Origin of the sequence: Veillonella sp. S13053-19 (assembly GCF_002959835.1) — a bacterium.
Lineage (GTDB): Bacteria > Bacillota > Negativicutes > Veillonellales > Veillonellaceae > Veillonella > Veillonella rogosae.
This window is the reverse complement of sequence record NZ_PPDA01000015.1, coordinates 15,779-39,886: the sequence shown is the minus strand read 5'-3', so window position 1 is coordinate 39,886 and position 24,108 is coordinate 15,779. Positions and strand designations below refer to the sequence as shown.

General features: G+C 38.7%; 23 protein-coding genes. 17 read left to right on the top strand and 6 right to left on the bottom strand.

Annotated features, from left to right (window positions below; genetic code table 11):
- The first annotated feature begins 82 nt into the window (after positions 1-82).
- Both VEHSUH06_RS09580 and VEHSUH06_RS09575 read left to right on the top strand, forming a co-directional pair.
- Positions 83-1,426, top strand: a complete 1,344-nt coding sequence (locus VEHSUH06_RS09580) for a hypothetical protein (protein WP_105098706.1) — start codon at positions 83-85, stop codon at positions 1,424-1,426.
- A gap of 1 nt (position 1,427) precedes the next feature.
- Positions 1,428-2,309 carry a hypothetical protein gene (locus VEHSUH06_RS09575; RefSeq protein WP_105098705.1) on the top strand — a complete coding sequence of 294 codons (882 nt, stop codon included), beginning with the start codon at positions 1,428-1,430 and terminating at the stop codon, positions 2,307-2,309.
- 94 nt (positions 2,310-2,403) lie between these two features.
- Here the strand turns inward: VEHSUH06_RS09575 and VEHSUH06_RS09570 are convergent.
- Positions 2,404-3,845 (bottom strand): IS3 family transposase gene (locus tag VEHSUH06_RS09570; protein ID WP_105098704.1). Its coding sequence is split into 2 segments (ribosomal slippage): positions 2,404-3,257 and positions 3,257-3,845, totalling 1,443 coding nucleotides; the frame shifts between segments, so codons are not numbered across the junction.
- An 85-nt stretch (positions 3,846-3,930) separates the two neighbouring features.
- Positions 3,931-4,662 (bottom strand): gamma-glutamyl-gamma-aminobutyrate hydrolase family protein, encoded by a 732-nt coding sequence (locus tag VEHSUH06_RS09565; RefSeq protein WP_105098703.1) that lies wholly within the window; start codon positions 4,660-4,662, stop codon positions 3,931-3,933.
- Positions 4,663-4,917: 255 nt separating this feature from the next.
- On the opposite strand from VEHSUH06_RS09565, the gene VEHSUH06_RS09560 reads away from it, so the two are divergent.
- Together VEHSUH06_RS09560 and VEHSUH06_RS09555 are read left to right on the top strand one after the other, a co-directional pair.
- On the top strand, positions 4,918-5,955 hold the full coding sequence (locus VEHSUH06_RS09560) for an AEC family transporter (protein ID WP_105098702.1): 1,038 nt from the start codon (positions 4,918-4,920) through the stop codon (positions 5,953-5,955).
- A gap of 272 nt (positions 5,956-6,227) precedes the next feature.
- A complete protein-coding gene (locus VEHSUH06_RS09555) occupies positions 6,228-7,565 on the top strand; it encodes a hypothetical protein (protein WP_105098701.1) in 1,338 nt (445 codons plus the stop codon).
- A gap of 66 nt (positions 7,566-7,631) precedes the next feature.
- Here the strand turns inward: VEHSUH06_RS09555 and VEHSUH06_RS09550 are convergent, their stop codons facing one another.
- The 3 genes from VEHSUH06_RS09550 to VEHSUH06_RS09540 form a co-directional block, all read right to left on the bottom strand.
- Complete coding sequence (locus tag VEHSUH06_RS09550; RefSeq protein WP_105098700.1) at positions 7,632-9,188, bottom strand: polysaccharide biosynthesis protein; 1,557 nt, start codon at positions 9,186-9,188, stop codon at positions 7,632-7,634.
- A 3-nt stretch (positions 9,189-9,191) separates the two neighbouring features.
- The gene (fba, locus tag VEHSUH06_RS09545; RefSeq protein WP_105098699.1) at positions 9,192-10,121 is read right to left on the bottom strand and encodes a class II fructose-1,6-bisphosphate aldolase; all 930 of its coding nucleotides are present in this window, start codon (positions 10,119-10,121) and stop codon (positions 9,192-9,194) included.
- Positions 10,122-10,361: 240 nt separating this feature from the next.
- Positions 10,362-11,258, bottom strand: a complete 897-nt coding sequence (locus tag VEHSUH06_RS09540) for an RluA family pseudouridine synthase (protein ID WP_105098698.1) — start codon at positions 11,256-11,258, stop codon at positions 10,362-10,364.
- 173 nt (positions 11,259-11,431) lie between these two features.
- Here VEHSUH06_RS09540 and VEHSUH06_RS09535 point away from each other — a divergent pair, with 173 nt between their 5' ends.
- From VEHSUH06_RS09535 to VEHSUH06_RS09475, 13 genes are all read left to right on the top strand, one after another.
- Positions 11,432-13,042, top strand: a complete 1,611-nt coding sequence (locus VEHSUH06_RS09535; protein ID WP_105098697.1) for a WG repeat-containing protein — start codon at positions 11,432-11,434, stop codon at positions 13,040-13,042.
- Between the two features lie 121 nt (positions 13,043-13,163).
- On the top strand, positions 13,164-13,880 hold the full coding sequence (locus VEHSUH06_RS09530) for a hypothetical protein (RefSeq protein ID WP_105098696.1): 717 nt from the start codon (positions 13,164-13,166) through the stop codon (positions 13,878-13,880).
- 314 nt (positions 13,881-14,194) lie between these two features.
- Entirely contained in the window at positions 14,195-14,689 is a 495-nt protein-coding gene (locus VEHSUH06_RS09525) for a YajQ family cyclic di-GMP-binding protein (RefSeq protein WP_004696277.1), read from the top strand.
- A gap of 71 nt (positions 14,690-14,760) precedes the next feature.
- Entirely contained in the window at positions 14,761-15,879 is a 1,119-nt protein-coding gene (gene cbiD / locus VEHSUH06_RS09520) for a cobalt-precorrin-5B (C(1))-methyltransferase CbiD (RefSeq protein WP_105098695.1), read from the top strand.
- A complete protein-coding gene (cbiE, locus tag VEHSUH06_RS09515; protein ID WP_009351756.1) occupies positions 15,855-16,481 on the top strand; it encodes a precorrin-6y C5,15-methyltransferase (decarboxylating) subunit CbiE in 627 nt (208 codons plus the stop codon). Before cbiD ends, cbiE begins: the two co-directional genes overlap by 25 nt.
- On the top strand, positions 16,478-17,065 hold the full coding sequence (cbiT, locus tag VEHSUH06_RS09510) for a precorrin-6Y C5,15-methyltransferase (decarboxylating) subunit CbiT (RefSeq protein WP_105098694.1): 588 nt from the start codon (positions 16,478-16,480) through the stop codon (positions 17,063-17,065). Before cbiE ends, cbiT begins: the two co-directional genes overlap by 4 nt.
- Before the next feature lies 1 nt (position 17,066).
- Positions 17,067-17,828, top strand: a complete 762-nt coding sequence (gene cobM / locus VEHSUH06_RS09505; RefSeq protein ID WP_024064141.1) for a precorrin-4 C(11)-methyltransferase — start codon at positions 17,067-17,069, stop codon at positions 17,826-17,828.
- Positions 17,829-17,832: 4 nt separating this feature from the next.
- Complete coding sequence (locus VEHSUH06_RS09500; RefSeq protein WP_199179795.1) at positions 17,833-18,978, top strand: cobalamin biosynthesis protein; 1,146 nt, start codon at positions 17,833-17,835, stop codon at positions 18,976-18,978.
- 29 nt (positions 18,979-19,007) lie between these two features.
- A complete protein-coding gene (gene cobJ / locus VEHSUH06_RS09495) occupies positions 19,008-19,697 on the top strand; it encodes a precorrin-3B C(17)-methyltransferase (RefSeq protein WP_009351748.1) in 690 nt (229 codons plus the stop codon).
- A complete protein-coding gene (gene cobK, locus VEHSUH06_RS09490) occupies positions 19,694-20,482 on the top strand; it encodes a precorrin-6A reductase (RefSeq protein ID WP_105082103.1) in 789 nt (262 codons plus the stop codon). Before cobJ ends, cobK begins: the two co-directional genes overlap by 4 nt.
- Positions 20,469-21,134: a precorrin-8X methylmutase gene (locus tag VEHSUH06_RS09485; RefSeq protein ID WP_105098692.1), complete on the top strand. Its 666-nt coding sequence runs from the start codon at positions 20,469-20,471 to the stop codon at positions 21,132-21,134. Before cobK ends, VEHSUH06_RS09485 begins: the two co-directional genes overlap by 14 nt.
- A 184-nt stretch (positions 21,135-21,318) precedes the next feature.
- The gene (locus VEHSUH06_RS09480; RefSeq protein ID WP_009351759.1) at positions 21,319-22,314 is read left to right on the top strand and encodes an iron ABC transporter permease; all 996 of its coding nucleotides are present in this window, start codon (positions 21,319-21,321) and stop codon (positions 22,312-22,314) included.
- Positions 22,314-23,096 (top strand): ABC transporter ATP-binding protein, encoded by a 783-nt coding sequence (locus tag VEHSUH06_RS09475; protein ID WP_105098691.1) that lies wholly within the window; start codon positions 22,314-22,316, stop codon positions 23,094-23,096. The genes VEHSUH06_RS09480 and VEHSUH06_RS09475 overlap by 1 nt, the downstream gene beginning before the upstream one ends.
- A gap of 68 nt (positions 23,097-23,164) precedes the next feature.
- Here VEHSUH06_RS09475 and VEHSUH06_RS09470 read toward each other — a convergent pair whose 3' ends face one another.
- A complete protein-coding gene (locus VEHSUH06_RS09470) occupies positions 23,165-24,106 on the bottom strand; it encodes an ABC transporter substrate-binding protein (protein ID WP_105098690.1) in 942 nt (313 codons plus the stop codon).
- Between the last annotated feature and the right edge of the window lie 2 nt (positions 24,107-24,108).

The window sequence follows — 24,108 nt, the reverse complement described above, 5'->3', positions numbered from 1 at the left end:
AGAAGAAGAAAAATTTCATAAAAAATTAGGCTATGTTACAATTAATGTACTATAGTTGAGAGTTTTAAAATTGGAGAGATACATGATTCGTAAAACAATAGCACTTTCAGTATATATCAGTTTGGTTACTGCTTTGGCAGGAGCTGTTGATGTTAATATTCCTGGTGCTGATCATAGAATTCCTGCAAATGCTTATGAAAGTTATGTACATCGTGATTCCTCAATTAAAAATATACAAGATGGAGCATTGAGAGACTTTCAAAAGAGTAAACAGTATGCCAAAACTAAGCAATTGTACATAGAAAATGGCCTGTCTGAAAAGGAAGCTGAACTAGCTATCCGAGAAAGCTATGTAGGCCCCCTTAATATGTATGAGGGACAAACAGAGATTATTGATCATAATGGAAAAGGGATTCGTTTTCTTGTACCGTATATGAGTTATTATAAAGTGCAGGAAAATAATATAACTGATAAATTTACAGCCTATGATATTTTCTCTAATGATATAACGATAGGTTTAATTGTTGAGAATAAACAAAATTGGCAAAGTTCTGATTATATAGGTAAGTCCTTTGATTCGATTACGGAAGATGATTTACGTAAAGATTATGAGCGACCTATAAATATAAAAGAATTTAAATCACTTTCTTATAAACTGGAAGATATCCATGGCGCGAGTTTTCCCTATTCAGGATTAACAGATAGTTACTGGTCTTCTTTATATGGAAAAGTTAAGAAAAATAATAAAGATCAGTTTCATTCTGACTTACACTTTGCCTTTGCTAATGATTCGACGATTCGATATCATGTAGGTATATCTGAAGCTAAGCGGGATATGGGGCAGGTAATAAGTCCTATTCTTGTTAATTATGTGCTACCATCTATAAAATCACTAACAGACAGTAATGCATATTCTCATACAACAAAAATAGACGGTGAAAATTTTATCTATCGCATTCTTAATGATGCAACAGCTAAGGGTTCCGTAAGAGATGTTAAAAATGGTTTATCCTATAAAAGTCCTTCTGGTATAACACATACTGTCTATGTAGAAACGATAGATAAGGAGAACGAGACAGATTCTATCGAGTTAGATAGTTTCTTTAATGAGGTGATGATTAATACCATTAAATCGCCTGAAGGCTATGTTTACTTCGCTAAGCGTATTGTATGGAATGATGGGGTGCCAGGAATTCTGGTGGAACAAGAAAAGGCTAATCATGAGGGCATGATGTTGTTTTATACTATGGATGGAAGAACAGCCTTTACTAGTATATTGTATTATGATAGAAATATGTCCTATACTAAAGAACAACTTCGTAATATGTTAACTGATGTTAGATTAGTTGCTATTCCTGAGAAATTCAAGGGCAATGTTGATCTTGCTAATATTGAAGATATAGTTAAAAAAGATTTGGAGAAGTAGTATGACTGAAATACAAGCTCTTTTATTGATAAAATCTATTCTCGAATCCGCAGATATTCACGGCATTGAAAATATTCTAGCCGAGGATTGCGAGTACATGTCCACAGGGCGTGGTATTATTGGCCGCAATCGTAATGAAAGTATTGAGTTTTTATCCTCTATGACTGAGTCTATTAAGGCTGATAATGTACCTGTTACGTGTAAGGTAATGCATATTACCGATGTGTACGAGGAGGATGCGCTATTCCATGAGGGCCGTCATGGTTTGACTGTTTCTTATGAAAGCGGCGATAATTACGTGTACATGATTTTCGTAGATGTCAACGATGAGGGCCTAGTAGATCGCATCGTTTCTAGTCAGGAAAATTATAGTATTGACTATGATGATCTTCGCTTTGGCGCTGATGAAAGTGAGTATGCTTTTATTACGCCGCCAATGACTGTGAAAGATTGGCTTACAGCCTTAAGTATGTGGCTTGAAACGGCGAATGTAGATGTAGATGATTTTTATCAATATATCGATGAAGATACTCGTGTAGTATTCCAAAAGGGCGATGCTGAATCTATAACCCTTGAAAGTGGCCTCGATGTAGAAGATTATTTTGATCAGATTATGAATCAACACTTTGATGCGGTGCCTCATATCATCCGTGATGAAGAGGATGGACTCATTTTGACATATGGTCCAATGAGTCTCATAGCTACGCTTAATGAAGAGGGCGCACTAGCGCTTATCAGTATCTATATTGATACACGGGATGAAGATGAAGCAACTGATGAAGTTGGTTATATTGAAGAAGATCTTAATGAGGAATTGTTAGACGAGTATACTGAAGATATTTTTGATGAGTATTCTGAAGAAATTTCTAAAGATGTATACTAATATAAGCATAAAAAAGCTCCACAACTAAGGTGTAGTGACCCCAAAAAGTTAGACTTTTTATTCCGAGTAACCAAAACTGGTTGCTCGGAATTTTTTATGCTGCAGTAGTAGCTAAACGATAGTCAATTGGACTTAGCCAGTTCAATCTTTCCTTAATTCGTTTAGTATTGTAATACATAATATAGTTTTCAATCGCCATTTTTAACTCATCATAGCTATGAAAAGTATTGCCATAATACAGCTCTTGTTTTAAGATGGCAAAGAAATTTTCCATTGGTGAATTGTCGAGACAATTACCGTTTCTAGACATACTTTGGAATATATTATGCACTTTTAAATTATGTTGATACGCTTTCATTTGGTAACCCCAACCACGATCAGAATGAAATGTCCGCCTATACTTAGCATCAGCAGTCTTTTCAATCGCCTGTTTCTGTGCTGAAAGTATAGACTCAGCTGATGGTGTAGGACTTATACTAAAACTGATAATTTCAAGATTATATAAATCCATAAATGGATCTAAGTATAGTTTTCTGACTTTCAAAGCACCATTTGCATCTAGTTCATAATACTTAAATTCAGTTGTATCTGTAGTAATTTTTTGATGTGGTTGATTACAATGGAATCTACGCTTAATGCGATTAGGTGCAATCCGTCCTTTAACACCTTTATATGAGTTATATTTTCGGCTCTTACGAGAAAATGCTATTACTTGCAAATTGAACTTTTGCATAATTCGTTGTAATCGTTTCTTATTAACAACAATACCTCGTGATTGTAACAAGGGTAACAATCTTCTATATCCATAGTTGGGATGGTCTTTACGAATATCTTCAATAGCTATTCGTATTTGTAGATCTGGATCTACTCGGTCAAAGCGCTGTTGCCAGTACATATATGTTGCTTTTGGAAAACATAAGGCAGCAAGAATCTCAGTTAGTTTGAATTCTCTTCGGAGACTGCTAATGATTCTTGCTGCTCTTTCATTTTCCGAGCATCCTCGAGGCGCAATCTCCTCAATTCTTTTAAATAGGCATTCTCTATTTGAGCATAGCGTAATTGTTTTTCCAGTTCTAAAATACGAGCTTGCTCTGGTGTTAATTCTTTTTTCTTCTTTTGGTTACGAGATTCAGTATGTGTGCTAATCTTTACTTTTTCATCTGTTCGACTCATGGTAGGTATTCGTCCTTTCGGTCGCTCGACAAAAGTATTGGCCCCATATTTCATAAAATCCGATTTCCAGCGAGCTATTAATGAAGGATTATTCAGCCCGTATTGTAATGCAATTTGCCGATACGATAATTCACTAGTTAAGTATGACTCTACCACAGCTAGCTTAAATTCTGAAGTATATCTTGTATTATGTCGCTTTCGACACAAACCATCTTTACCAAATTCTTTAAATGCACTAATCCAACGACGAACCTGCGATGTAGTCTTTACACCATATTTCTTAGTTAAATACTCATATCCACCCTCGCCATTTAGATATGCGGTAACGACTTTTAATTTAAATATAAGGTTATATTTTGCCATAGAAAAACCGACCTCCTTAACGTTAAGATTTTTGGTCTAACATTAAGGGGTCGGTTCAAGGTGTGGAGCTTTGCTATTATTTTCTTTAGTTTTTTTGAGCCGCTGCAATGAATGCATCAAATAAACGTGTTGCACTTTGATCTTTTGGTGTCATCATTTCAGGGTGGAATTGAGTAGCTACCATCCATGGGTAGGAGGGATCTTCTAAACCCTCTACAGTGCCGTCTTTAGCGCGAGCTACAACTTGTAAGCCCTTACCAACTGTTTTTACACTTTGATGGTGGTGAGAGTTTGTAACCCAAGTAGAGCGACCAATTGCGCTAGCAAGATTAGTTTCGAACTCGATATCAACTGTATGCGTACCTAATTCAGGCGTTTGATTTTGGGCATGTTTTATTGTACAAGTTTCGTCGTAGCTTAAATCTTGATACAAGGAGCCGCCACGGTATACATTTAATACTTGCATGCCGCGACAAATACCAAAGATAGGAATTTGTCTTTCTTCAGCAGCTTTCAACAAAGCAAAATCAAAATGATCACGTTCAGGCCATACTTCACCCAGTTTTTGTAATGGTTCCTCACCATAGTGCAGTGGGTACACATCATGACCACCAGATAATAGTAGACCATCGAGATGCGCCACTGTATCTTGAATGATTTCAAGATTTGTTGTGAAAGGAATAATAATAGGAATGCCACCAGCTTCTTCAATAGAGCGAGTGTAATCAAGGTTTACATAGGAGCGTGGCAGGTCTACATCAGAACCAGCGCTACCTAGTAAGATACTGCCAGAGATACCGATATATGGTTTTTTCATACTATCACCTCATGTACGGACTATATTGTATATTTACTCTTTAAGTATAAATGATTTTTAGAATAATTTATACTATTAATTTATTGAATTATAAAGATTTTATGGTTAATACTATGTACCGTGATTATAGGGTAGTTATTCTGTATGGATATACACTAAGTGAATAGCAAGGTGAGTCTATTCTTAGAACGGTTTTCTAAAATCGATGAAAACATGTTATGATAGACTACGAATCAACTGTTCGGGAGGTTTATTATGGTTTTTCTCACATCCTTACAGAGTATCATACCGATAGTGCTACTCATTTCGTTAGGATATTTCTTAAAAGGGCGGGGCATGTTTAACCCGACCTTCAGTAGTAATTTATCGCGCTTTATCATGTCCGTCATTTTGCCGGCTGGCGTCTTTGTTTCTGTATTACATCACCTACATATGTCCGACCTATGGGATTTACGATATGGCATGTTAGTAGTCATGCTAACCTATGTAATTGCCTATATCGTTGCTTTCATCATGATGAAACTGTTGAAAGTACCTAAAGGGCGGCGCGGTATTTTTATCAATATGGTAGTGAATGATAATTGCTTATTTATAGGTTTACCTGTGCAGATTGCACTCTTTGGACCTGAAGCATTACCATATTTCTTGCTCTATTATATTGGTAATACCATATCTGTGTGGCTCGTAGGGGTATTTTTAATTGAATTAGATCCGCTGCCAACTGTGGAAAATGGCTTGGCTAATGATGAGTGGGATCAACTTGGAAATAGCACCTCAGTTCAGTCCACTACAGCTCAAAAGCCTAAGTTTGATTGGAAGAAGTTATTACCACCGCCATTATTAGGTTTCTTTACAGCCTTAATCTTTTTATTCTTTGAAATTCCGTTGGCTCCAATTTTACATAATACACTGAATTATTTAGGTGATATGGTAACACCATTATCTTTGATTTATATTGGTATTGTCCTTCATGATGCAGGCTTAAAGAGTATGAGCCTCAATAAAGATTCTATCGGTGGTATCGTAGGTCGTTTTGTGATTTCACCCATTATTATGTTCTGTGTAATTATGGGTCTACAATACGGAGCAGGTATAGTACTAGAGCCAATTGCTATTATTACATTTGTAGTGCAATCGGCTGGCCCAGTCATTGCAGTACTGCCAATCGTAGCTAACGAAGCAAAATCCGATTTGCCCTTTGCTACAGGCCTTGTCATGATTAGTACTATACTATTTGTGGTAGTTATACCCATAATAATGGAAATCCTTACGACGATAGGAATAACGGCATAAAATAAGGAGAAGGTTAATTTCCTTCTCCTTATTTTATGGTACTGTGTATGGTTAATATATTACTTCATCTATATAAAAACTTTGTACCTACAATATTGATACAAGTTTAAAGATTTTATAATCTATAAGACGTTTAACAAATCTTATACACTCCATGATTAGCTGTATCAAACAATATATTTATAATTAAAGTTTAAATAAAATTGATAAAAATTTAATAATTAGATATAATATTTGTTAACTTGAGAGCTAGTATATAGAGGAGATTATTTATGAATTTGAAACGAATAATAACTTTAGGTCTTTTAGGTATTACATTAGGTGTAGGGCAGTCTTATGGGATTGATATTAATATTCCCGGTGCTTTTCCTTCTGCACCAGAAAATGCGTATCAGCATTATCGTATAGATCCTAAAGTAACGCGCTTGATGGAACAGAGTATAGAAAAAGAAATACCTGCTATTCGAGCAAATAATCCTAATTATGATAAATCAAAGTTAGAGTCTGATATTTATGCTATTAAAGAGTTAAATAATGCAATTATGTATTCACGGACAGTTTTAATTTTGCGTGATAATGGGTCAGATATAAAATTTACAGCTCCTTATGAAAGTGGTATAGGAATTGCAAGGTTAGATAATACAAAAGATGTCCTTAGAATGGGACGTATTTTTTCTCGAATTGCTCAATTAGGTTATGAAGTTCGGCCTCAACCAAAGGGCAATCTTTGGGAGAATACCGATATTGAATATAGTAAGCTGAATAGTGATATACTGCGTAAGGAATTTGAAGGGCGCAAAGGGGATATACGTCCTGATGGTTCTAAAATGCTAGGTAGTGGTACCTTTTCATATAAAGGCATTGAGAAGGCAACTTGGGATGTAATCAAATATGATTCAGATAATATAATTGGTACATTAAATTTTACACTCCCCACATCACCTACCAGAAGTTATCACATAGGTTATCAGATGAGTGGTCGTTTAAATCATAATGTTTTGAAAGATAATGAACAAGAAATCATGAATTCAACTATGGCACCATTAGTTAATATGATTTTGCCTTCTATCAAACCTGCATCAGCTATTTTAGAAAATACGACTCCAGTACGTGTAGAAAACTTTACTTTCCAAGTATTTAAAAATAGTAAGCACACTGGTCGTGAGACTCTTAAGAATGGGGGCTATAAGGTAAATTATTCTTCTGGAAATATAAAAGAAGAAATCATTGTTACTCCTTTATCATCTATAGATAATGTGAAAAAGCAAAATGTTTTATTTAACTATTTAAATGATTTTGTTTATACTGAATCGTTAAGTAAAGGGAAACCAATTCAATCAGCTACTGTTTGGAATGATGCTACACCAGGTGTGTATTTAGAGGTTGAAGGAGATAAATACACATTATTTACTATGACGGTATATGATGAAAATTATCGTTATACATACATGGTAAAAAAACCACACGATATTCATATAAGTAACTATAAAATTAGAGACATGATACAATATGTGGATAATAAGAAAAATAAAGCAAACTATAATAAGATAAAACTAGGTCTAGGTGTACCACCTGATGTTTTTGGTGATACAAAAACTTTCTATAAATAGTATCTATATAGGTAGTATAAAAAGAGGACTGACTCAAATGAGTCAGTCCTCTTGGTGTTTATATAATTATCTAAAGAATCTACCAATGAGCGGCATACCAGCACCGTCGTTTTTATCAAGGCCTTTTAGGAGAACCATAATAATTACGTACAATACTAAGCCTTCGATACCTGTAAGCAAGAAGTTAGCCCACATAGGTAGTGTGGTAGATAGAGCTTGGTAGCTCATGTAGATGAGTACGCCCATGATACCGGCACTAACCACGTTTTTCCAAAGGATAGAGAAGTCGAGGAAGTAGCCTGTATATTTTTTGATGTAAATCAAGTTGAGTAAGGCCGCAAAGCCGATATCTGCTACAGTTGCCCACGCAGCACCGCCGATGCCAAGTTCTGGAATTGCTGTTAAGTTCCAGTTTAAGATTACCTTGATAATAATGGCAATGGCCATGTTTACCACTGGAATTCTAGGTTTTCCTAGGCCTTGTAAGATGCCAGTCGTTACTTGATGAATGCCGAGGAAGAAGATGGCAAAGGCCACAGTTTGTGTTGCCATTTCAGCCTTTGGCGCATTATAGATCAATGTAACTGTTGGCGCTGCCAATACATAGAGCATAACCGTGAACGGTACAGTACCCATAAAGGATAGGCGCATAGCACCAGCTGTACGGTCGTAGATACCTTCATGATCACGCTTAGCGAAGGCATGAGAGATAGATGGTACAATGCTTGTTGCAAGGGCTGCCGTAATAATGGTAGCCAAGTTAATAAGCGGTACCGCCATACCTGTTAAGTAACCGAAAAGCTCCGTCGCTTCATTGAGGGAGAAGCCTGCCACCAATAATCGGCGAGGAACGATGATCAAATCAAGGTTGGCCGTCAATGGTAACATAATACTTGCTAAGGAAATTGGTAAGGCAAGCCAAATGAGGCGCGATAAAACCTCTTTAGAGGATTCTCGTTCACCTTCAAAGCTTTCACCTGTAGCAGGAGCCTTAGGCAATTTATAGTAATAATATAACAAGACTAGGAAGGCACCAAAGGCACCGATACCTGCACCTAAGCTGGCACCGCCGGCCGCCTCTGGCAAACCGTATGGTAACAAGATAGCTGCCGCACCTAGCATCACCACAACCCGTAATATTTGCTCTACAATTTGACTCATCGCCGTTGGTGTCATCATTTCATAACCTTGAATGTAACCGCGGAAGCAGGAAATCCAAGTAACAAAGAAAATGGCTGGCGCTAGCGCAATGAGGGAGTAGTAGGCACGACTTTCCTGAATGATACCACTTGAGATGAGCCAATCGGCGCCAAAGAACATGGCAAGACTGGCTATTAGACCTGTAATGGTAAGCATTGTAAAGGAAATGTTGAATACTCGTTTAGCCCCTGTGTAGTCGTTGAGAGCTAATCGCTCTGCCGTCAAAATAGAGATGGCAATTGGCACACCTGCGCTTGAAACTTGTAATAGCAATAAATAAATTGGAAAGGCCATCTGATAGATACCGATACCTTCACCGCCTAAAATACGGGATAGTAGAATCCAGTTAATACTACCGATGGCTTTCACCACAAAGCCGGCTATGGTGAGGATTAATGTTCCTTTTAAAAATCCGCTAGCCATAGATTATAGAGTGTTGGAAGAACCTAACACGTTTTTAATTTTGTGAGCTACCATGCCTTTAATAGCATCACGAGCAGGTCCTAAGTATTTACGAGGGTCAAATTCGGATGGGTTTTGAGCCAAGTATTCACGTACAGATGCAGTCATAGCAAGACGAAGGTCTGTATCGATGTTGATTTTACATACGGACATTTGAGCTGCTTGACGAAGCATTGCTTCAGGCACACCTTGTGCACCAGGGATGTTGCCACCGAATTCGTTACATTTAGCTACGAATTCAGGTAATACGGAGGAAGCGCCGTGCAATACGATTGGGAAGTTAGGCAATAATTCGCCAACTTTTTTCAAACGATCGAAGTCAAGGTAAGGGTCGCCTTTGAACTTATAAGCACCGTGGCTAGTACCGATAGCGATTGCTAAGGAGTCTACGCCTGTAAGGCGAACGAATTCAGCAGCTTGTTCTGGATCAGTGAAACGTGCATCCGCATCAGATACGTTTACATCATCTTCAACGCCAGCTAAACGGCCCAATTCTGCTTCTACTACTACGCCGTGAGCGTGTGCATATTCAACAACTTGTTTTGTAATGCGTACGTTTTCGTCAAAGTCATGGTGAGAAGCGTCGATCATTACGGAAGTGAAACCGCCGTCTACACAGTCTTTACAAATTTCGAAGGAATCGCCGTGGTCAAGGTGAAGCGCGATTGGCAAATTGCTGTCTTCAAGAGCTGCTTCCACAAGTTTAACAAGGTAAATATGTTTCGCATATTTACGAGCCCCTGCAGATACTTGCAAGATAAGAGGAGATTGTTCCTCTTTAGCAGCGTCTACGATACCTTGTACGATTTCCATGTTGTTTACGTTGAAGGCGCCGATAGCGTAGCCACCTTCGTAGGCTTTTTTAAACATTTCTGTAGTAGTAACTAATGGCATGTTGTCCTCCTTGGCCCTAGGGCCTGTCATATCTGTTATTAATACTGTGACTGCAGTATTTTAAGCAACTAAAAACTAGATGAAATACTAGTGTTATTGCAATCATATATCAATCAAATTAAGTATATCAAGAAACACTATAAAGGGCCAATCTTTTTTGTATAACTTATGCATAAAATTAGCCTCTGCTTAATGACCCACGTGGGTAGATTTCTAGTGATTTGTTGATTGTTTTATGAATTACTGTATTAGATCTTTCATATCCTGTGGCATGTCCGCACTTAGCTCGAGCCATTCATTTGTCATTGGATGGTGAAAGCTGACGCGCGCTGCGTGTAGTGCTTGGCGCTGGATATAATCTAAATGGCCCCCATATAAGTCATCGCCCGCAAGGGGATAGCCTAATTGAGATACATGAACTCGAATCTGATGAGTGCGCCCTGTGTGTAATAAGCATTGCACGTGAGTGAAGTGCTGTTCACTATTGCTACTAATGTAAGTATTATGGTCGACAATAGATATATCTGTGCGAGCTGGCTTTCCTTCATTAGTACAACAGCGCTCAATGATACTGCCTGGTTTACGCCCTATAGGCCAATTAATGGTTAAAGGTACAGCGGGAAGTTTTCCCTCAACGATAGCATCGTAAGTTTTATAGAAGGGTGTATGCTTTTTATCAAATGCATGTTGCACTACTGAAGTCTTAGCGATGATGACAATACCAGATGTATCCTTATCTAATCGGTGTACCGGATGGAAATCATAATGCTGATGAGTTTCTTGGTAATAATATAGCACTCCGTTAGCTAGTGTATGATCTCGCACGGTCGAGGTAGGATGCATAAGAACACCAGCCGCTTTGTTTATGACCAAGATGTGCTCGTCTTCATAGAGGATATCTAAATCCATAGGGCAGAGGCTGAATTCCTGTTCTGGCGTTAACTTCATGACAAGATGATCGCCACCGTGAACTAGAGTATTCCAAGTGGCGGGCTCATCATTAACCGTTATGATACCCTCATTTCGTAGACGCCGCCTCATGCGCTGAGAAATATGTTGTTGTTTTATAATATGATTCATAGACTGTGTATATACATCAGAATCTACAATCAAGTCGATTATCGTTGCTGTTTTCATAGCTTTTATTATATCAAATAAATGATAAATGAAGAATTTTTCATCCTTTGTTGTTTTTATTAAGCTCTATATAGTATAATTTATGTTAATAAAATTTATAAATTTTTAATATATGGCTTTGGTATAGTTATTATTGTTTTGTACCTAAGTTTAATTTGTAAAAGGAGAGGTTTATGAATCTTAACAAGAAATCCTTATTAGTCGCTTGTGTGTTGGCGGCTATGTCTACAACAGCTTTCGCAGCCACAGAATCTACTAGTAGTACTACCGCAACAAACCAAGATACACCAACGTTTACTAGTACTCGAGTTACACGTGAACAACATACTACATCAACTTCTCCTAAAACTATTTCTACGACTGAAAAGTCATCTTTTAAATCCAGTAGTACGTCTGTAGGCGTAGGGGTTGGTATCGGTAGTTTAGATACATTTATGCCTATTGCAGGTTCTTTAAAGCAACAACCAACTTATGTAAATAAAGCTTTTGTGAGTATGAATGATGATCGATTGGCTAAACTAGGTTATTTAGGTTTAATTAAAGTAAATGGTAAATGGGGGATTATAGGAACTAACGGTCAAATCGTACTTGAACCAGCCTATAAAAATTTAAAATCATCTTACAATAAAGATGGTACATTCTTTGTGGAAGAAGGTAAAAATAAAGTTATTCAAATTAAAGCGGATGGTACAGTTTTAAAATCTGGGGAAGAAGCAAAGGAAGCTCTTTATAAATCTTCTAGCGAGTTGACCGATGAAATTTCAAATCTAACTGATTATGATAAACAAACTAATTTAGAGAAATATCCGAGTGACTCATACAGAATTTTTAAAGAAAAAGGAAAAACTGGATTTACAGATGCTGAAGGTAACGTAGTTATTCCTGCAAAATTTAAAGAGTTGGAAGAGTATTTTACTAAATTTAGTGAAGATCGAGCATTTGTTAAACTTGATGGTAAAGTTGTAGCTATAGATGGTAAGGGGAATATCGTGTTTACGGCACCTTCTAATGAGGTTTATAACTTTAAAAATGGCTTAGCAGAATATCGTCGTAAAGTGAGTCATTTTGGTCTTGGTGGAGTCTTAGGTCTTGTTGGTTTAGGCTATATGTATAATCATGGCGGAGTATATCTTGATGGTCTTGGTAATTTTATTGAAGATGGTATGAAACGAGGATATATTGATCGTAATGGTAATATTGTTATAGATAGTAAGAATGATTATGTATACCCTATGGAACGATTTGGGACATTTGTTCGGAATGATGGTAAGTTAGGGTTTATGAATCGTAAGGGTCAGTATGTAATTCAACCTGGTAATTATGAACCTGGCTCAATAGATGTGAACGGCGTATTGGTGACATTGAAAAATAAAGATACTAAAAAATATGGTATTTTTGATATGGAAACAGGTAAGCAAGAGATACCATTTAAATATGATTCTATTGACTTTATTGGTGAACATCATATGAATGTTACCAATGAAAGCATTCGTTATGTTGTGGATATGTCTGATGGCCGAATTATTTATAAAGGGGATAAATCCACTAAAGTAAAAAATTTCTTAGGTGATACATATACTTGGCTATATGATAAGGCTGGAACTTATAAAATTCTTTCTGTTGATGGAACAATTATAGAGACACCTATTACCCAGGAAGTAACTGATGCAGGTGCATTTTATCACGGCTATAGTTCTGTAAAAATTAAAGGTAAATGGGGAGTAATTAATACTAAAGGTGAGTTAGTTGTTCAGCCTATATATGAAGAGGTTCAAATATTATAAGCTTACTAGTTTAAGGTTACGTCATATATTAAGATGATAATGAGTTCATTAAAAATTCATAATGTGCTATACTAAACACGTAATGTATAGTTATATGTTTTTATTTGTTTTGGGGGTATATATGAAATCTTCTAAAGCTCTTTTGAAACTTCTTGCTGTAGGCTGTATTAGTTTAGGATGCTTAATGCCGACTGTTGTTCATGGAGAAAGTGTAGTAGAACAACCTAAGACTGATAGTGCTCTTGTAAAAACGGAAATGCCATCTGGTGTTAATCGAATTCAACTTTTAAAAAGTGATGAAATGTCTACAAGTGTACGTACAAGCTCAATTGCTAATGGTCATGCTTATATTCCTAAGGATACTAAGATTGAATTAGAATTAATGACTCCAATTAGCTCTAGAAGAAGTAAAGAAGGCAATACATTTAGATTAAAAACACTGGAAAATCTTCTTATCAATGATGTTGTAGTAATACCAGTTAATCAAGAAGTATTAGGTACTATTACTAAATCTAGAAAAAATGGTATGTTCGGCCGTAAGGGACGATTAGAATTTAGCATTAATGAAATTAAGACTATTAATGGTGTATCTGTTCCTCTTGATGCTCAAATAAAAGGTAAAGGTCATTCTGACAATGGTGCAGTTGCGGTTGCTGCAGCTGTTAGCTTAGTAGGTGGTCTCTTCATGAAGGGGACTAATATTTACTATGAACCAGGTCAAAAATTTGTTGCTGTTGTAGCGGCTGATACAGATCTAAATACAACTGTTGAAGATTTGCCAAATGCAATGAATCCAAGTAAACCATCTGGTCAAAATATTGTGTTACCAACACGATAATCTGTAATTTTTATAATTACTATATTTATTAATAAATACCCAGTAGTAATATATGATACATATTGCTGCTGGGTATATTGTTTTATATTAGCTTATTAAGACTATTAAATATCATTAGTTTTATCGTATTTTTATTGTCCTAATAGTTATAATTGAAAATATCGATATACCTAGAAAATAAGCCTGTTTTAAGGTATAATTATAGAGATGTATTCCAATTTGGTGTACTTTTACACTTTCACTTGGAATATGAGGATGATGAAAGTAATGCTATGAACCCCATGCCCAACGGGTTCAGGTGTAGGAGGTATAAAATGGCTAAAGATTGTTCCTTTGACGTTGTGTCCGAAGTGGATATGCAGGAAGTAGATAATGCAGTAAACCAAGCGAAAAAAGAGATTGGTACGCGCTATGATTTCCGTGGTTCTAAAGCGGAAATTAGTCTTGAAGGTGACACTATCAAAATCATCGGTGATGATGAATATAAATTGAATGCCATTATCGATGTTTTAAAAGGCAAAATGGTTAAACGTAACGTAGCGATTAAAAATCTTGACTACGGCAAAGTTGAACCAGCTGCTGGTGCTACAGTTCGCCAAATCATTACTATTAAAAAAGGCATTACAAAAGAAAATGCTAAAGAAGTAGTAAAAGCAATTAAAAACATGAAAATTAAGGTACAAGCATCTATCCAAGAGGATCAAGTGCGTGTATCTGGTAAAGATAAAGATGATTTGCAAGCAGTAATTCAAATGTTAAAACAATTGGATATCCCTGTAGAATTGCAATTCGTTAACTTCCGTTCCTAATAACATATGTCCATAAGATAGGGGTAGTTTGATTTCTTGGAATCGCTAACCCTATCGGTGTAGGAGGCCTTATGAGAGTAGAGGACATGAAGGGTGGCTATACCACAGGTTCATGTGCTACGGCAGGTATGAAAGCTGGTTTATTGGCCCTCTTAGATAAGAACATCGTGGACCAAGTGGTCATTGAAAATCCTCAAGGTCAGTATATTGAGGTACCTATTAAAGCCGTAGAGGTTATATCCGATACAGAAGCTAAGGTGACCGTTATGAAAGACGGCGGCGACGATCCTGATGTAACCCATGGCAATGATGTGGAAACGATGGTGACCCTTGATGATACTGGTGAACTACGATTCCGAGCTGGCTTTGGCGTTGGGACGGTAACTAAACCGGGCCTTGCGATGCCGCCTGGAGAACCGGCTATCAATCCTGGGCCTCGTACGATGATGAACATCGTCTTTAAAGAGCATTGTGTACATGGTCAAGGTGTAACAGTAACAGTTAGCGTACCAAACGGTATGATCTTAGCTAAGAAAACCTTAAACCATACCCTCGGGATCGAAGGTGGTATTTCCATTATCGGTACTACGGGTATCGTTAAGCCTATGAGTGAAGAAGGGTTCAAAAACTCGTTAGTGCCTCAGCTAAAGGTTATGAAAGCTAATGGTTGTGAAACGGCTGTTCTCGTGCCGGGCCGTATTGGTCAGGATTTAGCAGAGCAAGTGCTAGGTATTCATAAGAACCAAATGGCAGAAACAAGTAACTTTATCGGTTTTATGCTGGAAAAGGCAGTACAAATTGGCTTCAAGCGTATTTTGATCATCGGTCATATTGGTAAGCTAATAAAACTTGCTAGTGGTAGTTTCCATACACACAATCGCATGAGTGATGGTCGCATGGAAAGCATTGTTGCTTATGCTGCTCTTGAAGGGGCATCCCAAGCGGTGTGTGAAGAGCTATTTAATTGCCAAACTACAGAGTCTACGTTCCCAATATTGGAGCGTGAAGGACTGACTGGGGTGTACCAACGTGTGGTAGATCGTGCATCGTTACGTAGTGAGCGATATATTGCTAACGAAGCAGAGGTAGGTATCATTATTACCACCTTAAAGGGCGAGATTTTGGCAATGGATAAGCATGCTAAAGAGATAGGAGAGCTTGAACAATGGCACATACCTTGTATATCGTAGGCATTGGTCCGGGTAATCCTGATTATGTGGTGCCTAGAGGCCTTAATTTAATTAAACATGCCACAGTATTGGTAGGTAGTGAACGTTCTTTAGAGGACTTTCAAGAGCCTGGCCAAATTACATATCCTGTAACGGGTAAGCTTAGCTTACTGGCTGAGCAAATTGAGCGTGAGCTCAACGACCATGATGTTGTAGTTATGGTAAGCGGTGATACAGGCTACTATAGCTTGTTACCGTATTTGAAAAAGAAATTTACTGCTAACCCTATTGAGGTTGTGCCCGGCATTAGTTCTATGACCTTTGCCTTCGCACGACTTAATGAGGTCTGGCATGATGCGGATTTAATGAGCTTTCACGGTCGCCAACCGGCACCGGAGAAACTCGTATATGAAGCAGGTAAAAAGATGGGGTTCTTAACGGATCCTGAATATAATCCAGCGCATATTGCGCGTATTTTAATAGATGCAGGTTGGCCCAAAGAAACGAGAGCAGCAGCCCTTGAGCGCTTGAGCTATGATGATGAAAAAATTGTAGACTCTACGCTAGAGGTGTTAACTGAGCTAGAAGGATTTGGTCACTCTGTAATGGTGGTACTAGGATGAGACATTTTTTCGGAATTCCTGATGAAGAATTTATCCGCGGCGACGTGCCGATGACGAAATGCGAGATTCGCAAAGCCGTTATGAACGAGGCGCGCATCGAGGAGGATAGCATCGTTCTTGATGTAGGTGCTGGTACGGGCTCTATCTCTATTGAAGCAGCCTTGGCAGCTCCTAAAGGGCATGTATATGCGATTGAACGCTTTGATAAAGGCATCGACCTTATCAATGAAAACATGAAGAAATTCAATGTAAATAATATGACAGTGATTAAGTCCAAAGCTCCTGAAGGCATGGAAGAATTGCCTGCGCTTGATGCAGTTATCATCGGCGGTAGTGCTGGTGGTATGACAGGCATCATGGATGAGGCGCAACGTCTATTAAAAGTAGGTGGTCGTCTAGTGGTTACTGCGGTAACGATGGAAACTGGTTATACAATCTTAAAAGAATTGAAAGGTCGGCCTTTCACCTATGAAGGTTACCAAATGTCTATCAGCCGTTACCGCAAGGCTGGTCCATATCATTTGTTAGACCCATTGAGTCCAATTTTCATTGTATCTGCAACGCGTATCGCAGAAGGAGAGTAATATGGTTGACGTACATATCGTAGGCGCAGGCCCTGGGGATCCCGAGTTAATTACTCGCAAAGGGTATCGTTTAGTGCAAGAGGCAGACGTTGTTATCTACGCTGGCTCCTTGGTAAACCCTGCCATTTTAGAGGCTTGTAAACCAAGCTGTGAAATTCATAACAGTGCTACCATGAACCTTGATGAGGTATTGGCTGTTATGAAAGCTTCTGTGGAGGCTGGCAAAAGCGTAGTTCGCCTTCACACGGGTGACCCTGCTATTTACGGTGCGATTCAAGAGCAAATGGATGCACTAGCTGGCATGGGTATTTCTTATGAAGTCGTGCCAGGTGTAAGCTCTTTCCTTGCTACAGCAGCGGCATTAAAACAAGAATACACATTACCTAATGTGTCCCAAACAGTTATCATTACACGCATGGAAGGCCGTACACCAATGCCTCCAAAGGAAAAATTGCGCATGTTAGCAGCTCATGAAGCAACTATGTGTATTTTCCTTAGCGTTCAAATGTTAGATAAGGTTGTAGCTGAACTCATCGAGGGCGGTTATGACAAAACGACTCCAGTGGCAATCGTTGTAAAAGCGTCTTGGCCAGACCAACGCATTATCCGTGGCACATTGGAAACTATTGCGGACATCGTAGCGAAAGAGGGCGTATTGCGACAAGCTATGATCGTAGTAAGCCATGTATTAGATAGCGAATACGAATTATCTAAGCTTTACGACAAAGGCTTTGCTCACATGTACCGCAGTGCTAAGGACTAGTATGATGAAAGAACTAGAAACTATTGCGCCTTTGACGGGAAACAAGAAGAATAGAACAGCTATTCTTTCTGTGTCTGAACGAGGTGCAAAGCTAGGTCAACGCATCAAGTCTTTGGTGGCACCTCATGCAGATTGCTTTGAAAAAGAAAATCGTCCCTCTGGTGGTGAGGCCATTTATTTTGATTCCCTCAAAAAACATATAGGACAGATTTTTAAAGATTACGACCAAGTGTTATGTATTATGGCACTCGGTATCGTAGTGCGCATGATTGCACCATATATTGAGCATAAATCCAAGGATCCTGCAGTAGTTGTAATGGACGAAGTAGGACACCATGTAATTAGCTTGTTATCTGGTCACCTAGGGGGCGCCAACGAATGGACGCAGTCCATTTCGCTGGCCATCGATGCGGACCCAGTTATTACAACCGCTACGGATGTAAACGGATTGCCAGCGCCTGACGTGTTGGCGCGCCATGACCATCTGTTGGTGGATAATTTCCAAACCTTAATCAATGTGAACTCTGCCATCGTTGGGGGAGAGCAGGTTGATTATTATATCGATGCAAGCTTAGCGAATGCTGAGCATTTAGAGGCAGTTACAAAAGCTCATATTGGTGAACATGGCATGGTTCACGTTATTTCTTTGGATCAACTAGATTCTATTCCATGTAAACATGAAAGCTCTGAAGAGGGGGCTTCTCGGGTGGTCATTACGGACAAAGTAATAACCGAGTATGGTCATCAATTGATTTTGCGCCCTCGGACCTATACGATGGGCATTGGCTGTCGTCGAGATACGCCGAAGGAATTAATCCTTGACGCCATACAACAGTCGCTAGCAGCGCATAAGCTTTCACCAAAGAGCCTTGTAACGGCAGCATCGGTCATCGTTAAACAAGACGAAGTAGGCCTCTTAGAGGCTATGCAAATTATGGGGTGGCCTATCGTATTCTATACACAGGACGAGATGGCACCACTCATTGAAGAAGAAGAATTAAAAGAATCTAATTTTGTAAAAGGAACTATAGGAGTAGGAAACGTATGCGAGACAACGGCATTACTAGCGGCCAAGAGCCGAACATTAATACAGTACAAAACAATTTATCCCAAAACAACGGTAGCCATTGCACAGGTAATATCAAAGTAATCGGCATCGGCCCTGGCGATGAAGAGTTTATGACGCCTCAAGCGCGCGAAGCTATCTTAGCGGCTGACCGCGTGGTAGGTTATTTGACATACCTAGACTTGATTAAAGATCTCATCGAAGGCAAAGAAACTGTAGGTACTGCGATGATGCAGGAAGTAGATCGTTGCCAACAAGCCGTTGATTTGGCTGTAGAAGGTCATCAAGTGGTAGTAGTATCCTCTGGTGACTCTGGCGTATACGGCATGGCAGGTCTTGTGTTGGAACTTGCTAATAAAGTGCCAGCAGAAAAACGTCCTTCCGTAGACATCGTACCTGGTCTTAGTGCTGTAAACGTAGCAGCATCAGTATTGGGTGCACCTTTGATGCATGACTTTGCAGTCATTTCTTTGAGTGATTTGATGACTCCATGGGATCTTATTAAAAAACGTGCTGACCTTTGTGCACAAGGTGACATGGTTATCTCCTTGTATAACCCACGTAGTAAAAAACGTGTTACTCACTTAGATGAAGTTCGCGAAATTGTTCTTAAATACCGCGATCCTAAAACACCTGTTGGCATCGTGCAAAAAGCTGGTCGTCCAGGTCAACAAATGGTAATTTCTGACCTTGAAAACTTCACAAAAGAAGAAGTAGATATGCAAACACTTGTTATCATCGGCAACAGCCAAACCTATGTTGAAAACGGTCGCATGATTACTCCTCGAGGCTACAAATTATGATTTGGGTCATTGCCGGTACTCTGGATGGTCGCACCTTAGCGGTAGATATTCAAGAACGGACAGGTGAAGATGTGCTTGTTACGGTAGTTAGTCAATATGGGGCAGAGCTTGCTGCCCATAAAGGCATTACTGTACATACGGGTCGTCTTGATCAACAGGCTATGCAGAACTTAATTAAGGAGCATAATGTGCGCCTATTAATCGATGCAAGCCATCCGTACGCCGCAGTTGTGACCGCAACGGCACAAGAGGCAGCCAAGGCAGTAGGTATTCCATTCGTTCGTTTTGAACGTAAAGAGGTACCATTGCCAGAGTATGATAAATTACATATCGTAGTGGACGAAGTTGAAGCAGCGAATTTGGCAGGCAAGTTAGCAAAAGAAAATAATAACCATGTGTATTTGACTACTGGTAGTAAGACAATGCACATCTTTGCTAAATCTGAAGCCTTGCAAGATTGCGAAGTATGGACACGTATTTTGCCAACTGCAGAGGTGTTACAAATGATGGAAGACCTCAATGTAAGTCCCAAACGCATTGTTGCTGTACAAGGTCCATTTTCTTACGATATGAACCGCATCATGTTCCACGATACAAAGGCTAGCGTTGTAGTTATGAAAAACTCTGGTCTTGTAGGTGGTGCTGATACAAAATTACAAGCAGCTATGGATCTTGGTATCCATGTTATTGTTATCGATAGACCTCGTGTTAAACTTGAAAGCCACGTGGTATCAACGAATGATGAATTTTTCAAATTATGGGAGGACACTAATGGATTACGTTAAAAATCCTAAAGAGATTGAAGATAAAAGTATGCAAATCATTTACGATTATGTAAAAGATTTAGGGTTAACAGATGATGAAGTACGCGTAGTATCTCGTACTGTACATGCTTCTGGTGACGTTGAATACGCACAACTCGTAAAAATGAGCCCTAATGCTGTTCAAAAAGGTATCGAAGCCTTGGAAAGCGGTGCTAACATCTACACTGACGTAGAAATGGTGCGCACAGGTATTTCCAAACCAGCTCTTAAAATTCGTGGTAACGAAGTACACTGCTTGATCAAAGATGAAAACGTAGCTAAAATGGCTAAAGAATTGGGTGTAACTCGTTCCATCGCGGCTATGCGTACATTTGGCAAACAGTTAGAAGGCCAAATCGTTGCTATCGGGAATGCTCCTACTGCATTGTACGAAGTATTGCGCTTAGCTCTTGAAGAAGGCATTAAACCAGCTCTTATTATTGGTATCCCTGTAGGCTTTGTAGGCGCTGCAGAATCCAAAGATTATTTGATGGAAGTATCCCCAGTTCCTTACATCACTGTAAAAGGCAACAAAGGTGGTAGCCCAATCGCTGCTTCCGTATGCAATGCATTGCTTTACACAGATGTAAAACGCAATGACATGCTTTTTGTAGAAGGCAAAGAATCTAAATAATACAAAACCCGAATCGTGTTTTAGTAGTTTTGCGATTCGGGTTTTAATGTATATTTTAGATACTACCAGTTAAAAATAAATATTTTTAATTGGTAGTATCTCTAAAATCGCTGTTACTAGGTCTAAAATATAGAATTTTCAAAATGACTTATTTTGTATATGAAGATATGGAGAGGGGGTTCGTATGGAGTCTATTAATGAACGAAAGGCCTTTCGTTTATCTGTTATCATTGTTTTACTTATTGCAGTGATAGCTTGTATGATTATATCTCTTATCTGGGGTTCTACACCTGTATCGCTAGCAGAGATATGGAGAACGTTATGGTCTGATGAATTAACAGATACGGCTTCACAGATTATTTGGAATATTCGTTTGCCCCGTAATATTGTGGCTGCTTTGGTAGGGGCCTGTCTTGCAGTATCGGGGGCTATATTACAAGCGGTTATGAAAAACCCACTGGCGGATCCACAAATTGTAGGGGTATCCTCTGGTGCAGGACTAGCTGGTGTTATCATATTTATTTTATTTCCTGGGTATGATCATATAGTTCCTTTAGTGGCCTTTTTAGGTGCTATGGCTGCAGCACTTATGGTGTATGCATTAGCATGGAAAAATGGAGTGCGACCTAGTCGTATTATCTTAGCTGGTGTTGCGGTCGCAGCCTTTTTAGGCTCAGGTATTTCAGCACTACTTGTATTCTTCGGTGATCGTGTACAAGGGGCATTGCTTTGGATGGTAGGGGGACTCGCTGCACGCAGTTGGCCTCAGGTAGAAGTGCTGTTTCCATATGCTATAATTGGTCTTATTTTTGCCTGTTTAGGAGCTAAACGACTTACCATTTTAAGTTTAGGTGATGAAACTGCAAAGGGATTAGGCCTTAAGGTAGAACAAACACGGTTTATTATGACTGCAGTGGCTGCTCTTTTAGCGGCTGGTGCTGTAAGTATAGCTGGGCTTATCGGATTTGTAGGTTTGGTTATTCCCCATATGTTACGTCTTATAATCGGTAACGACTATGCATATTTACTGCCTGGATCCGCATTATTAGGCGCACTAGTTCTTGTTGTCAGTGATACAATAGGACGTGTTATGTGGAGCCCTATAGAGGTACCAGTGGGCATTATTATGGCATTTTTTGGAGCGCCGTTCTTCTTGTATCTGTTGAGGAGGGATAACTAATGAATACCGCTATTGATGTAAAACAGTTATCCGTAACTCTTGGTAATCGTCATATTCTACATGACATTAATGTATCGGTTCCTATCGGTAAAATTACGACATTAATAGGGCCTAATGGTTGTGGTAAAAGTACGCTTTTACGATCTATGATCGGGTATATTTCTAGTCCTAGTGAGTGTGTAACCATCTTTGATAAGCCATTATCCTCTTATTCACAAAATAAGCTGGCTCGTCAAATGGCATTTTTACCACAAGTACCTAATATGCCAAAGGATATGACCGTAGAGGAGCTTGTGTACTGTGGTCGTTATCCGTACCAAACGTGGTGGAAGAATACGGCGAAAGAGGATAGAGAAATCGTAGACTATGCACAGTCTATTACGAAAACAGACCATCTTCGTCATCAGCTCATACCATCTCTATCTGGTGGTGAACGGCAACGCGTTTGGATTGCTATGGCGCTAGCACAGCAACCAAAATTATTAGTATTAGACGAACCAACAACATATTTAGATATTAATCACCAATTAGAAATTATGGAGTTATTGAAACGCTTAAATAAGGAACAAAATTTAACCGTTCTCATGGTACTTCACGAACTAACACAGGCGGTTCAATATTCACATTATATGGCTGTTATAAAAGAAGGCCATTTAGTAACGTCAGGAGAAACAAATAAAATAATATCAGATGAGTTGTTTAGAGATGTTTTCTCTGTAGATGTACAACTTGATACATATGATAATAAAAAATATGTGCGTGTAAAAGGATTAGTTGAGTAGCTTGATACTAATAAAAAAAGAGGGCACTCCCTATTTAGGGGATGCCCTCTTTAGCATGATGCAATATATTAGAATGTAACATTAATACCGTATGCTTCTTTAACTAAACGTGCCATAGCTTCAGGTGTTTGTAGACCTGGGTTTAATAGGAATAGTTTAGATGGTAAATATATTACGCGATTATTTTGTACAGCTTTTAAATTAGCCCATGCAGGATTATCTGTCATAGCTTGTTTCATGGCTTTTGTAATTTCTTCTTCTTTGCCCATTGTAACAACAAAGATAATATCAGGATTATCTGCCGTCAATGTTTCAAGAGAATAAGGGACAGTTTTATCCTTGGTTGTACCCTCTAGGTGGGAGGCAACAACATTTGTCATACCTAGTTCTTTTACCATAGATGCAGTCACTGCTTCATCAGTTTCGGCAGTTACACCTTTCCCTGTGGCACGTAACACGGCAACACGTGCAGGCTGTTGATTTTTAACTGCATCTTTTACCTTGGTGATATTGCTTTCATAGGTAGTAATAACAGATTTAGCATTGTCTTGATGATTGGTTAACTCGCCAAGGAATGTTAACATTGGTACATTATCTTTAATACCATCGTAATCAAAAAGTACGGTTGGAATATTATTAGCTTGTAATTGGGATTCATATTTTTTATGTTGATTTACTAAACCCAATACCACATCTGGCTTCAAGCCTAATAGTTGTTCCATGTTGATATTTGCAGTTTGACCAAGAGCGGGTAGAGCTTCTAATTCTGGGGCTAATTTATCCGTTGTATTGGCACGGCTAATGGCTTTGCCATCGACAGCATAAAGCATAGATAAAACAGAATTAGATAATACAGCAATTTTTTGTGGATCTTTTGGTACAGTATAGGTTTGACCATTAAAGGTCAATTCCTTCGTAGTAGCAGAAGAGCTGGATGTGGTTTTACCACACCCAGCTAGTGCTAGTACAATCATTACCAAAGCGATACTACCGAGTAGTAGTTTTCTCATGA